Source organism: Micromonospora sp. DSM 43699 (assembly GCF_055517075.1).
In genome coordinates, this window is sequence record NZ_JBTMMT010000007.1 from 42,524 (window position 1) to 55,767 (window position 13,244).

The 13,244-nt window shown below is 71.8% G+C and carries 9 protein-coding genes; 6 read left to right on the forward strand and 3 right to left on the reverse strand.

Translation table 11 applies throughout. The annotated features are described in order from the left end of the window. Positions 1–636: 636 nt before the first annotated feature. Together AC0AIB_RS05650 and yidD are read left to right on the forward strand one after the other, a co-directional pair. Complete coding sequence (locus tag AC0AIB_RS05650) at positions 637–1,071, forward strand: RHS repeat-associated core domain-containing protein (protein ID WP_465096173.1); 435 nt, start codon at positions 637–639, stop codon at positions 1,069–1,071. Positions 1,072–1,846: 775 nt separating this feature from the next. Further along, complete coding sequence (yidD, locus tag AC0AIB_RS05655; protein WP_328339764.1) at positions 1,847–2,230, forward strand: membrane protein insertion efficiency factor YidD; 384 nt, start codon at positions 1,847–1,849, stop codon at positions 2,228–2,230. A gap of 13 nt (positions 2,231–2,243) precedes the next feature. Here the strand turns inward: yidD and AC0AIB_RS05660 are convergent, their stop codons facing one another. Then, complete coding sequence (locus AC0AIB_RS05660; protein ID WP_465096174.1) at positions 2,244–2,462, reverse strand: hypothetical protein; 219 nt, start codon at positions 2,460–2,462, stop codon at positions 2,244–2,246. 139 nt (positions 2,463–2,601) lie between these two features. Here AC0AIB_RS05660 and AC0AIB_RS05665 point away from each other — a divergent pair, with 139 nt between their 5' ends. Next, entirely contained in the window at positions 2,602–3,375 is a 774-nt protein-coding gene (locus AC0AIB_RS05665) for a TetR/AcrR family transcriptional regulator (RefSeq protein WP_465096175.1), read from the forward strand. A gap of 76 nt (positions 3,376–3,451) precedes the next feature. Continuing rightward, positions 3,452–4,714 (forward strand): phosphotransferase family protein, encoded by a 1,263-nt coding sequence (locus AC0AIB_RS05670; RefSeq protein WP_465096176.1) that lies wholly within the window; start codon positions 3,452–3,454, stop codon positions 4,712–4,714. 152 nt (positions 4,715–4,866) lie between these two features. Here the strand turns inward: AC0AIB_RS05670 and AC0AIB_RS05675 are convergent, their stop codons facing one another. Then, on the reverse strand, positions 4,867–5,235 hold the full coding sequence (locus AC0AIB_RS05675) for a VOC family protein (RefSeq protein ID WP_328339758.1): 369 nt from the start codon (positions 5,233–5,235) through the stop codon (positions 4,867–4,869). 144 nt (positions 5,236–5,379) lie between these two features. On the opposite strand from AC0AIB_RS05675, the gene AC0AIB_RS05680 reads away from it, so the two are divergent. Continuing rightward, positions 5,380–9,681, forward strand: a complete 4,302-nt coding sequence (locus AC0AIB_RS05680; protein ID WP_465096177.1) for an AAA domain-containing protein — start codon at positions 5,380–5,382, stop codon at positions 9,679–9,681. A 125-nt stretch (positions 9,682–9,806) separates the two neighbouring features. Further along, positions 9,807–10,106 (forward strand): helix-turn-helix domain-containing protein, encoded by a 300-nt coding sequence (locus AC0AIB_RS05685; protein WP_328339754.1) that lies wholly within the window; start codon positions 9,807–9,809, stop codon positions 10,104–10,106. Between the two features lie 20 nt (positions 10,107–10,126). Here AC0AIB_RS05685 and AC0AIB_RS05690 read toward each other — a convergent pair whose 3' ends face one another. Continuing rightward, positions 10,127–13,189, reverse strand: coding sequence for a DEAD/DEAH box helicase (locus AC0AIB_RS05690; RefSeq protein ID WP_465096178.1), 3,063 nt, complete (start codon positions 13,187–13,189; stop codon positions 10,127–10,129). Between the last annotated feature and the right edge of the window lie 55 nt (positions 13,190–13,244).

Genomic DNA, 13,244 nt, shown 5'->3' on the forward strand with positions numbered 1-13,244 from the left:
AATTGACTCACGGGGGAGTCGATCATGCACAGGACAATCGCCGTCAATAATGGCGTTGCTGCCCGCTGCCCGTTGTGGGTCGGCGTCGCCCACGACCGGCCGCCGAAAGCGTCGCCATGCGGATAACGCCGGCAACCTGGCCCGCCAATGGTCTGCTCGACAGGCCACACCGCACAGCTCCGACACCGGACCGTCGCTGCTGACCCTCTGGGGGCGGCTCGATGCCGTCCTGAGCAGGTCCGGCCCGCTTTCGCCGACGTCATCCGCTGCTAATAACCGCACCCTGTGTCGTCGTCGCCAAATCGGCGATCGGCACCATACCCGCGCGCCCATTTCCGGCCGTTTTCCCGGCCGGTGGGGCACAACTACCGCATGGCTTCGACCACGGGAATCCCTCCCGTGGAGAACATAGGGAGAATTGATGGGTAAACGCACCACGACCGGGGGAGTGGCAGCCACCGTGCTGGCCGCCTCGATGGTCATCGCCCCGGTCGGCGGTCCGGCGTCCGCCGCCCCGCCCATGTCCGCCGCCCCCAGGACGGACACCTCGCTGGTGTCGCCCAGGTCCGGCAAGAACGTCTGGCTCTACGACAGCCCGACCCGACGCACCGCCCGTGCTGCCGCGGGGCAGCGCCCGTGGTGCCCAAGGGCACCCTCACCGACGAGTACTACCTCGGTGCGGCCACCAACGTCCTCCGCTACGCCGGCGGCACGTACGACTCGCAGACCGGCTTCACCAAGTTCGGACAGCGCTGGTACAACCCGGGTCAGGGCCGCTTCACCCAGCAGGACAACCTCAGCTTCATCGGCAACCCGAAGCACGGCAACCGGTACGCCTACGCTGCCTGCAATCCGACCAACAATATCGATCCCACTGGAGCGGCTTCAGAGTGTTTCGTGGCGGGCATGCTTCTCGCGGTCGGAGTCGTTGGGCTTGCTGCAAGCTCGGTTGCGCTGGTGGGAATCACTGCCAGCACTGCAGCTATTCAGGTGGCGGCAACCCTGGTAGGTTTCGAAGTCTCCGTATTCTCGCTGCCTTTTGGTATCGACGCAGTTATGGACATGTGTTGAAGGTATGGAGGAATTCGTGGGAAATCGTGCCAGGGGCCGCCTCGACTGGAGGGTCGGCGCGGCAACGGCAACGCCATTTCTCGGCGCACTCTCCGCTGCCGGGGTTGCTCTCCTGGCTGATGGCATCGACCCTGCAGCGAGATACGTGGCAATCGCGCTCAGTGCCGCCTGCCTCGTGCTCGGGTTGTTGATGATCGTCAAGCGACGGCGTTAGCCTTCAGGTCCAATCGGTCGCTTCCCAGCACGATGGGGCACTCCTGCCACGGGGGAGTGCCCCATCGGCGTGGCCTGCCGTCTCCATGTTCGAGGGCTGGAACGGCCGTCGGTAGGCCGGGGAAGACCGGTGCGGGTGAGAAGGTCACAGGTTGCGGTCGTGCTCGCCATCGTGGCCGCTCCTGCCGTCTGGCGCTCGCGCTGCTTGTCACGCGGCGGAGATGACCACCCGGGGCTTGGGCTGACGAGAGAGACGAGAGAGCGGCATGGCAGAGGGCGCCAGGAAAGCGGGCGGTCGGCCCGAGACGGTACTCATCGTGCTGTTGCTGGTAACCGGCGGAATCGGGTTGTCCGGTCGATGGTGGCCGGGTGCCGTGTTCGCGTTGCTGGTGGCGGTCCTCCTGCTGATCCGAGTCGCTGTACGTCGTCGCAGCGGCTGACCGCTGACCTGCTCTGCATCCGGGCCGTCCATGGCATCCAGCCGTGGGTGGCCCCGGGTGCGCCGTGCAGGAGTGGACCGGTGTGCCGCTGGCCGTCCGGGTGGTGGCGGGGCCGTCGCATCATGTACGGCGTGATCCATCTCAAGCGCAAGCAGCGCAAGAAGAAGCGCGACTGGTGCGACGTCGACTGCGACGTCTGCGACTGCGACGGCCTGCCCTGCTGTGACTTCGGCCTGTTCTCGTTCCTGCTCACCCTCGGCGCGACCACGGCCCGGGTGAGCCGGGTACCGGTGGTGGACCGGGCGGGCCGCGCGGCGATCCTCGGTTACCGGCGGTGGTTGTCGCACCGCTGGCCGGGCCGGTGCCGCTACACCCCGACGTGCAGCGCGTACGGCCTGACCGCCGTGGAGCGGTACGGCCTGGCCGTCGGCGGGCGGATGGCGGCTGACCGGTTGCGTCGTTGCCGGCCGGGTGTCCCACGCGGCACCCACGACCCGGTCCGCTGACGAGTCGGCGGGGTCACGACGTCACGTCCCGGTAGACCTCGACGTCGTAGATGAGCCGGACGGGCTCGCCGTTCGTGGTGCCGACGAATTCCGGTTCCCGGGCGGGGGTGCGCCCGCGCCGCCACACCTCGGCGCGGGCGGCGTCGCGGGATTCGCGGTGGACCTTCCCGGCCCGGTGCAGCTCCACCACCCGCCGCGCGGTGTAACGGTCGCTGTCCAGCTGTATCCGCATCAATGGCACGTGGCGCCACAGTCCTTCCTGGGGAACGCCACCGCCTGCCGGAAGGCGGTGGGCTCATCCGCCTTCCTTGACATGGCTCAGTTGCCTTAACAACGTTAAGTCAACTGAGCACGGTACTAGGCTCGTGCGGGTGGAGGCGACTGGATTGAGCGGAGCACCCGCCGAACGGCAGGGTGGCCGGTCCGACGGCAGGGCCGGCACGGTCTGGTTGCGCGCGGAGCCGGCCCGCAACCGCCGGGCCACCCCGTTGACCCGGGAACGGATCGTGGCGGAGGCCGTGGCCCTGCTCGACCGGCACGGCGTGGACGGGCTGACCATGCGTCGGCTGGCGGAGCGTCTCGGGGTCACCCCGACGGCCCTCTACTGGCACGTGACCACGAAGGAGGACGTCCTCGACCTGGCCGTCGACCAGATCTTCGGCGAGGTAACGCTGCCGGCCGAGAACGCGGTGGTCACCGACGACCCGGCCGGGGGCCCGCTGATCGCCGCCGGCGCCGACTGGCGCGACGACATACGCACGCTGACCTCCGGGTGGCGGGCGGCCATGCTCCGCCACCCCTGGGCGCCCAGCCTGATCGGCCGGCCCATGCTCGGCCCGCACGTCCTCGCCCGCACGGAGTTCCTGCAATCGGCGCTGGTCCGCGCCGGGTTCACCGGCGTCCACCTGGCCGTGGTGACCCGGCTGGTGGCCAACTACGTGATCGGCGCGGCGCTCACCGAGGCCACCTGGCGGCGGACCGACGATCCCGAGGTACGCGCCGACGCCCGTCGCCACCTCGTGGCGAACCCCGCCGCCTATCCCACCCTCGTCGCCTCCGGCCACCTCGACGACACACGGTGGAGCGACGACGACCTCTTCCTCCGGGGCCTCGACGCGATCCTCGCCACCGACCCGGGACACTGACCCCACCCGCCGACCCGGTCCGCTCCGGTGCGCTAATCGGCTCGCCTGCCGCCGGGGTCGCCGTTACCGTCCGGGCATGTCCCGCACCGTGCGCCTCGTCCTGATCGACGCCACCGGCCGGATGCTGGGCGCGCTGCCCGACTTCGCCGTGCCGGTGCCCTGGTGGCAGGACGCGGCGGCGATCGTCGCCGGTGCCCGCGCGGCGTACGGCGTCGAGGTGACAGTGCTGCGCTTGCTCGCCGGGCAGCGCGACGGGCCGCCCGGGGGCCAGGTCAGCTACCTGGCGGAGGTGGCCGGGCCGGTGGGCGTACCGCTGCTGCCGGCGGGGGCGGCGGAGCCGGCGGCGCATCCGCTGCGCGCGCCCTACGCGCAGCCGGGCGGGCCGGCGGCGAGCCTGGCCTGGGCCGCCGGGCAGCTCGACCGGTTGGGCCGCCCGGCGACCCTGGTGACCCAGCAGCGCACCTGGAACCTGTCGGCGATCTGGCGGCTCGACGGGCCGCGCGGCACCGCCTGGCTCAAGCAGGTGCCGGTCTTCTTCCGGCACGAGGCGGCGGTGCTGCGGCTGTTGGCCGACGACCCGGCCACGCCGACGCTGCTCGCCGCCGCCGACGAGGGGCGGATACTGCTCGACCACGTGCCGGGGGAGGACCGCTACGGGGCCGATCCCGCCGAACGCGCCACGATCGCCGCCACCCACCACGCCCTCCAGGTACGCGCGGTGCCCACCGCCGACCGGATCGTCGCCGCCGGGGTACCGGACATGCGCGGCGTCGCCCTGGCCCGGTGGATGCGCGCGACCCTCGCCCCACACGTCGCCCCACACCTCGGCGTCAGCCAGCTCACCGACAGGCACGGCATCGACGGGCGCGACACCACAGGGCACGGCATCGACGGGCAGCGGCTCGCCGGGCGACCCGCAGGCGCCCTGCTCGCCGGGTTGGAGGCGCGGCTCGACGAGGTGGCCCGGTGTGGGCTGCCGGACACCCTCGTGCACGGCGACCTGCACCCCGGCAACGTCCGCTCCGACGGGTCGCGACACACCATCATCGACTGGGGTGACTCGTTCGTCGGGCACCCGGCCTTCGACATCCTCCGGCTCACCGAGCGGATGCCCGCCGAGCCGGCCGCCGCCCTGGTCGCCGACTGGTGCGCCCGCTGGCGGGCCGACGTGCCCGGCTGCCGGCCGGAACGGGCGGTGGCGCTGCTGCGGCCGGTGGCCTGGCTCCGGATGGCGGCCGTGTACGCGATGTTCCTCGCCGGCATCGAGCCGAGCGAACGGATCTATCACGTCAAGGACGTGCCGGAGAACCTGGCGCGGGCGGCGGCCGAGCCGGTCTGAACGCCCCGGCGGGCGGCAGCCGAGATGTGCCGACCCCACCGCGTCACAGCCGGGATACGCAGGTTGGCGTCCGGGCTCTCCGTCGCGAACCGGGGTGCCGCCGCCCGCCGCCCCACCGGGTCGGGAAGCCGTGGTGGCCGGGCGGCGGAACCTCACTCCGGCCGGTGGCAGACCGCCTCGACGTTGTTGCCGTCCGGGTCGCGGACGAACGCGCCGAAGTAGGTCGGGTGGTATTCCGGCCAGAGCTTCGGGGCGTGCAGCACCTCGGCACCGGCGGTCACCGCCGCGTCGTGGAAGGCCAGGACGGCGGCCCGGTCGGCGGCGGTGAAGGCGATGTGCGCCTCGTGCGGCGGGCCGGGCGTGGTGGTCGGGCTGAGCCAGAAGTCGGGCCGCTCGACGCCGTAGCCGACCACGTCGCCGAACTCCAGCATCCGGCGGGCGCCCAGCGGGGCGAGGACGGCGTCGTAGAAGGCCAGGCTGGCGGGGATGTCACGGGCCTGGATGCCCAGATGGTCGAGCACTGTGGTCTCCCTCGATGTGGTTGCCGGCCCAGGTTAGAACGGCCCTACGACACGGTCGGGGTGAAGAATGCCGACCGGAGGTCCCGTCCGGGAGGAATTCGCCGGTAGGGTGCCGGGGACCGCCACAGCCAGCAAAGGTGCCGCATGCTCCCCCGCGCCACGTCCGACACCGAATCACCCGCGCTGATCCTGGAGCGCACCACCGCGCTCGTCGACTACCTGATGGCCGTCCGTGCCCAGTTGGAGAAGCCGGTCCGGACGGTGCCCACGACGGACGCGTTCTGGCAGCACGACCTGCCCGACCACCCCGACTGCCAGGTGGGCGTCTCGGCCGACGGGGTCAGCTGGTTGCAGGTCGGACTGCCGGCGGCGCCCGGCCGGCTCAAGACCCCGGTGGAGTTGGTCCCGCACCTCGCCGGCACCCCGTCCTACCCGGCGGAGCCGAGGCTGACCGGTGACGAGGAGACGGTCGCGCGGTTGACACCCCGCTTCGCGCAGTGGCGCGAGCAGGACTGGCGACCCTGGGCCGAGCAGGCCGCCCGCACCGACCGGGTACGCCAGCTGCACCGTGCCCTGTTCGACCTGATGCACCGGGTCGACATGAGCGCCGCCAGCCACGAACTGGTCTGGGGGCACGGCATCGTCCGCACCGAGGTCGACGGCCAACGGGTGCAGTACCCGCTGGTGGTGACCCCGGTCGCCGTCGAGTTCGACCCCGACCGGTCGGTCGTCCGGGTCGTACCGCAGGGGCCGGCGCGGTTGCAGACCGACCCGCTGACCGGCCTCGACGAGCGTTACCTGCGGCAACTGCTGGCCCTGGCCGGGGTGGGCGGGCAGCTCGACCTCGACGTCTGGGCGGAGGAGGACCGGCGGGAGTTCTTCGCGCGGGCGCTGCGCCGGCTCGGCCACGACCCGGTGCTGCGCGACGCCGACGCACCGGCCCCCGCCGGGCCGTACGTGCACGACACCGGGGTGCTGTTCGTCAGGCCCCGACAGCGGATGCTGCGCCGGTTCCTGGAGGAGTTGCGGGCCCGGTTGCTGGCCGGCGACACCACAGGCATCGGCGCGCTGGCCGCCATCCTCGCCCACGAACCGAGCCGGCTGGAGATGCCGCAGGACCAGCCGCAGCTGTGGCAGCCGCTGGGTGAACGGCTGCTCATGCCGCTGCCCACCAACGAGGCACAGGAGTCCATCGCCCGCCGGCTGGCCCAGCACCGCAACGTCGCCGTACAGGGGCCACCCGGCACCGGCAAGACGCACACCATCCGCAACCTGATCTGCCACCTGATGGCGCACGGCAAGCGGGTGCTCGTCGTCGCCCAGAAGGAGGACCCGCTGCGGGTGCTGCGCGACGGCCTGCCGCCGGAGATCCAGCCGCTCTGCCTGGCGGTGCTCGGCCGCTCCGCCGACCAGCTCGTCCAGTTGCAGCTCGCCGCCCGGGAACTCTCCGACCGGGGCGCCACCCTGGACCGTCGTGCCGAGCAGCAGCGGGTCGACCGGCTGCGCCGGCAACTGGAGGAGGCCGAGCGGGACCTCGGGCTCGCCCTGGCGGGCCTGCGCGCGCTGGCGGAGAACGAGTCCGCCCGGTACGAGATCGACGGCATCCGGCTGTCCCCCGGTGACGTCGGCGCCTGGCTGCGGGAACGGGCCGACCGGTACGGCGACATCCCCGACCCGCTCGCCCCCGACCTCGACGCCCCGCTGACCGGCGAGGAGTTCAGCGAACTGCTCGACATCGCCCGACGTACCGGACGGCAGGACCGGGCGCAGGCGCTGCGGCAGCTGCCGACGGCGGCCGACCTGCCCACCGCCGAGGCGATCCGGGCCGACCGCCGCGAGCTGACCGAGACCCGGCGCGAGCTGGACCGGCTCGCCGACGCCGGGGTGCTGGTCGCCGAGGTACGCGCCGTCGGGCAGCCCGCCCTGGAGGAGCTCGGCGGGCAACTGCGGGAGGCCCTCACCCAGCTCACCGAGCGGGAGGGGGCGTGGACCGACCGGCTCGGCACCCTGTTGCAGGCCGACGCCAACTGGCGGATCCGGTGGGAGGACCACGTCGCCGCCAGCCAGCAGGCGCTCGCCGACCTGGCCGCCGCCGCCCGGGTCATCGCCGGGCACGAGGTCACCGTCGCCGACGCCCACCTGACCGAACCACGCCGGTTGCTGGCCCTGCTCGACGAGCTGCGGCAACGGTTCGCCGCCGGCAAGGGCGTCAGCAAGCTGTTCCAGGGCACCCTGGCCCGGATCGCCACCGACTGCCGGATCGACGGCGAGGTGCTGCGCAGCGCCGACGACGTCGACATCGTCGTCGCGTACGTCACCCGGCGTCGGCTGCGGCAGGCGCTGGCCACCCGGTGGGCGGAGTGGCGGACCCCGCTCGGCCTGCCCGCCGAGGTCGGCGACGAGCCGGAATACTGGACCGGCCAGCTGCTCACCGCCGCCACCACCGCGCTGGACTGGGACCGGCGGCGTTGGCCGACCCTGCTGGGCACCGTCCGCCGGTTGCTGCCGCGCGCCGAGCACACCATCGACGTACGCCGGCTGACCGCGCTGATCGCCCTGCTCGGCCGGGGTACGGCGGTATTCGTCCACGACGAGTTGGTGGCCGAGGAACGCCGGCTCGACGCACTGCTCCAGCACGGCATGGCCAGCCCCGCCGCCAGCGACCTGTGGCGGCTGCTCGACCACAGCTACCAGGGCGACCTCGACGGCTGGGACGCCCTGCTCGACGAGGTACGCCGGCTCGCCGCCCTGCGCCCCGAGGCGCAACGCCTCGCCCAGCTCACCGACCGGCTGCGACCCGTCGCCCCCGACTGGACCGCGCAGATCGAGGAGGGCACCGCCGCCGCCCTGCACGGCACCGGCGCACAGTGCCTCGACCGGTGGCGGTGGCGGCGCGCGCAGACCTGGTTCGACCAGGTCGTCGGCAGCGTCGACCCGGTCGCCCTGGGCCGGCGCGTCGACCGCACCCGGGAACGCATCCGGCAGCTCACCAAGGAGCTGGTGGTCGCCTCCTCCTGGTTGGAGGTGTCGCTGGCGCTTGACGACAGGCGGCGGGCCGCCCTCGCCGACTGGACCACCGCGCTGCGCAAGATCGGCAAGGGGACCGGGAAGAACGCCGCCCAGTGGCAGGCCCACGCGCAGAAGGCGATGGCCGCCGCGGTGGACGCCGTACCGGTCTGGGTGATGTCGGTCGACCGGGCCATCGAGCAGTTCGCCGGGGGTGCCCGATTCGACGTGGTCATCGTCGACGAGGCGTCCCAGGCCGACCTGTTCGCGCTGCCGATCCTCAGCCTCGCCGAACGGGCCGTCGTGGTCGGGGACGACCAGCAGATCGGGCCACAGCTCTCCTTCGTCGGCAGCGTCACCGGCCTGATCAACTCACACCTGGTCGACGTGCCGTCGGCGGAGCACTTCGATCCGGAGAGCAGCCTCTACGACCACGCCGTCCGCCGCTCGCCCGAGCGGATCCTGTTGACCGAGCACTTCCGGTCCGTACCGGCGATCATCGGATTCTCCAGCGACACCTACTACGGCGGCGAGATCGAACCGCTGCGCACCGACCGGCCCGCCGGCATCGGCGACCCGGTCGTCGCCGTGCACGTGCCCGAGGGCATCCGCCAGGACCTGCCCACGTACGGCAACGTCAACGTCGCCGAGGCCGAGGCGCTGGTCGCCCGGGTCGCCGCGATCGTCGCCGACCCGGCGTACGCGGGGCGCAGCATCGGCGTGGTCAGCCTGCTCAGCACCAGCGGGCAGGCAATCTACCTGCTGTCCCGGCTGCGCGAGGAGATCGGCGAGGAGGAGATGGAGCACCGCCGGCTGCGCGTCGGCGACCCGTACACCTTCCAGGGCGACGAACGCGACGTGGTGCTGGTGTCCACCGTCGTCTCCCCGCACAACGGGGTGGTCTCCGCCTTCACCAAGCGCGACCATCACCGCCGGGTCAACGTCGCCGCCTCCCGGGCCCGCGACCAGCTCTGGGTGTTCCACTCCGTGCAACCCGACGACCTGCGCGACGACGACGCCCGGGGGCTGCTGCTGCGCTACTGCCAGAACGTCAACACCGCCGAGGAGTCCTACGACGACCTGGAGAAGCGTTGCGACAGTGATTTCGAACGCGAGGTGCTGCGCCGGGTGTTGCGCCGGGGGTTCCGGCCGTTGCCGCAGTTCCGGATCGGTTCGTACCGGATCGATTTCGTGCTGCCCGCGCCGGACGGGCGGCGGCTGGCGATCGAGTGTGACGGGGACGCCTACCACGGGCCGGAGCAGTGGGAGAGCGACATGCGCCGGCAGGCGGTGCTGGAACGGGTCGGCAACTGCGTCTTCGTGCGGATCCGGGGCAGCGTGTTCAGCCGGGATCCGGAGGCGGCGCTGGCACCGTTGTGGCAGCGCATCGAGGAGTTGGGCATCGGGGGGAGCCGGACGGTGGAGGCGTCCTCGTTCTGACAACCGCTTCCGGCTGACGCCCCTCTCCGCAGTCACCGTCCAGCCGGACACGTAACGCGACACGCGATCGTCGCTGACAGCGTGTCATTACCTCAGGTCATAGCATCAATGCTATGGGTGGAACGATGAGTGACCGCATCGACTGGAACGATCTACGTGACCGCCGGATGGCCGAGCCTGGCGTCGCCGAGGCGTACGAGGCGACCCAGATCGCGTTCGAGTTGGGTCAGGAGGTGCGGCATCTGCGGGAGGCCGGTGGTTGGAGCCAGAGCCAGTTGGCCCGCGCCGCCGGGATGACGCAGTCGGCTGTAGCGCGTTTCGAGGCTGGTGGGACGGTCCCCACGCTGCCTGTCCTGGAACGGCTGGCCCGTGCCCTGGACATGCGGCTGGATGTCAGGTTCACCCCGAACGCCGACGCCGCCTGAATGGCTCGGCATCGACCCGGTCAGGCGGCGATGGTGCGGGCTGCCGCGTACAGGTCGGCGGGTAGCGGGGTCGCCAGCTCCCACACGATCCGCATCGGCCGTTCCCCGCTGTGCTTCTGGTAGGTCATCGGGCCGGCGTACAGGTAGGCCGGTGCGCCGAGATCCCGGTCCGGCACCCGGGTCTCCCGGATGAACAGGTGCACCGTCGAACCCCGCGCCGCGTGGTGGACGTAGCGCTGGCCGGTCGCCGACCCCGCCGAGGTGGTGCTCTGCGACTCCCACTGGAACAGTCGGTCGGTGATGGCCCGGTCGGCGTACATGGTGGTGGGGGAGTAGTGCTGTTCCGACTTGACCACCGTGACGAAGAACAGGTCCGCCTGCTCGGCTGGCAGCCACTTCACGCCTTCCCGCAGCGACCCGGGGTTGGGCATGCCAAAGGCAGCGCACGCCTCGTTGCGGCTGTACCGGGCGTGCACGCGCAGCACGCCGACCGGCGTGGTGACCCGGTGGATGCCGTCGCGCAGCACCTCGGCGAGCTGACGCAGTTCGGCGCAGCGTGCCGGCTCCGCCCACAGCCGCTTGAGTCGTTCCTCCCGGGCGGATAGCGGCACCTGCGGCCCCCACAGGTCGAAGTGCAACATGTTCCATAGCCGCCCGTCCGGTGGTGGGTCACCGGCGGCGACCCGGGCCAGTAGGTCGAGCCGGTCGACGTCGTCCAGGTGCAGCATCCGGCCGATCGCACGGCCCAACTCCCGGTCGGCCGGGCCGGGTGCGGAGGTGTCCAGGCCGGCGAGCCGCCGCAGCCCGGCCCACCCGCCGACCGACGCCGACCGGTAGACGTCGGCCACCTCAAGCCCGGCCTCCCGCAGGAACTCGGCGAGGCTGACGTCACCGAGCTGCCGCAGCTCGGCCACCAGACCCTTCTTGGACGTGGGCAGGGCCGTGCGCAGGTTGTCGAGCACGATCTCCTTGGCGACCCGGTCGAGCTGCACGTGGCAGCCGCTGGGCAGCGACGGAAAATCCTGCTCGACGGCGGCTCTGACGGCCCGGCGGCTGACCCCGGTCAGCGCCCGCCAGCGCAGATCGAACCGGAAGTTGGCGTGCTGCGCGCCGATGAAGTCGAGCACGGTCAGGCACGGCTTGTCGTCGTCGAGGCGCAGCCCACGGCCGAGCTGCTGGAGGAAGATCGTGGCGCTCTCGGTGGGCCGCAGCATCAGGATCGTGTCGACCATCGGCAGGTCGACACCCTCGTTGAACAGGTCGACCGTGAACAGCACCCGCAGCTTCCCGGCCTTGAACTCCCGCAGCAGCCCGTCGCGGGCCGCGCGGTCGGCCCGCGAGGTCACCGCCGCCGACGGTACGCCGTGCCGGGTGAACCAGTCGGCCATGAACTCGGCGTGCCCGATGCCCACGCAGAACCCGAGCGCCCGCATCCGGCCGGCGTCCACGGTGTCCCGCACGGCCCGGAGGATGATCCGTGCCCGCGCGGCGTCACCGGTGTAGACGCCGTCGAGGTCCGCCAGGTCGTAGCCCTGGCCGCGCCGCCACCGCAGGTGCGACAGATCAGTGTCGTCGTGTACCCCGAAATACTGGAACGGTGCGAGCAGTTGCCGCTCCAACGCCTCCCACAGGTGCAGCTCCACGGCCGCGCGTCCGTCGAACCACCGCCGCACGTCGCCGCCGTCGGCCCGGTCGGGCGTCGCCGTAAGCCCCAGCAGTACGCGCGGCGCGAGCCGTTCCAACAACCGGGCGTACGTCGGCGCTTCCGCGTGGTGGAACTCGTCGACGATCACCATGTCGTACGCCTGCGGGTCGATCTCCCGCCGGTGCAGCGACTGGATGGAGGCGAAGACGTGCGTCCAGTTCGTCGGCACCTGGCCGCCCACCAGCGTCTCGCCGAAGCTGCCGTCCCCCATGACCTGCCGGAACGTCGACAGGCTCTGCCGCAGGATCTGCTCCTGATGCGCGACGAACAGCAGCGAGTCGACCTGCCCGGCGCGGTGCAGCCGCCGGTAGTCCAGGGCGGCGACGACCGTCTTGCCGGTGCCGGTCGCCATCACCACCAGGTTGCGGTGCCGGCCGTGCACCTGCCGCTCCGCGTCCAGGTCCGCCAGGATCTCCGCCTGGTACGGGTACGGCCGCACGTCCAGGTTGGCGATCTGCGTCGGCGAGTCCTCGCGCCGTTCCCCACTGAGGGCGCGGCGCAGCCGCTCGGCGTCCCGCCCGGCGTCGTACGTCTCGAACGCCGGATCGTTCCAGTAGTCCTCGAAGGTGGCGGTGAACGTGTCGATGACGTGCGGCTGCTCGACGTTCGAGATCCGGACGTTCCACTCCACCCCGTCGACCAGCGCCGCCTTCGACAGGTTGCTCGACCCGACGTATGCGGTGGTCAGGCCGTTATGGCGGCGGAACAGCCAGGCCTTGGCGTGCAGCCGGGTGGTACGCGTCTCGTAGGAGACCTTGACGTCGGCCCCGAGTTCGGCGAGCCGGTCGAGGGCGCGTTGGTCGGTCGCGCCCAGGTAGGTGGTGGTGATGACGCGTAGCTTGCCGCCGCGCTGGATCAGCTCACGGATGGCGGGTTCGACGATGCGCAGGCCGTGCCACTTGATGAACGCGCAGAGCAGATCGACGCGCTGCGCCGACGCCATCTCGTGAGTGACCTCGTGGCCGATGCGGGGCTGGTGCCTGCCGTTGACCAGCAGCGCGCCGGTGGAGAGCGGGGTGGTGGGGCGCTGGGGGAAGGTCGGCTGCGCCGGGGGTGTGGGTGGGGCGGCGATGGCGTGCAGCAGGTTGCGGGCGTCGGCGATCTGGTCGTGCTGGTCGGTCGCGGCGGGGCTGAGGGTGGCGATGGCCTCGGCGATCCGGTTGGTCAGGTCGATCTGGTGACGGAGCTTGTCATCGCCGTTCGGGACGGCTTGCAGGGCACGGCTGATCAGGGCGGCGAGGTGCCGGGTGAGGGGGTGGTGGGAGTCGGCGGCGTCCAGGGGGTGCTGCTGGACGTGGGCCGGGTCGAGGTGGCGGAGCCGGGTGGCGAACTGGTGGGTGATCAGATGCTCGTAGGTGCCCGCCGCAAGCCCGTCCATGACGGTGGAGGTTAGCGCGGCCACGCGCGATGCGCGGTCATGCCGGTACCACTGG

Bases quoted from the DNA above. Each gene is read 5' to 3' on its own strand.
- yidD (WP_328339764.1), top strand. From the start codon at position 1,847: ATGTACGGCGTGATCCATCTCAAGCGCAAGCAGCGCAAGAAGAAGCGC.
- AC0AIB_RS05660 (WP_465096174.1), bottom strand. From the start codon at position 2,462: ATGCGGATACAGCTGGACAGCGACCGTTACACCGCGCGGCGGGTGGTG.
- AC0AIB_RS05670 (WP_465096176.1), top strand. From the start codon at position 3,452: ATGTCCCGCACCGTGCGCCTCGTCCTGATCGACGCCACCGGCCGGATG.
- AC0AIB_RS05680 (WP_465096177.1), top strand. From the start codon at position 5,380: ATGCTCCCCCGCGCCACGTCCGACACCGAATCACCCGCGCTGATCCTG.
- AC0AIB_RS05685 (WP_328339754.1), top strand. From the start codon at position 9,807: ATGAGTGACCGCATCGACTGGAACGATCTACGTGACCGCCGGATGGCC.
- AC0AIB_RS05690 (WP_465096178.1), bottom strand. From the start codon at position 13,189: ATGGACGGGCTTGCGGCGGGCACCTACGAGCATCTGATCACCCACCAG.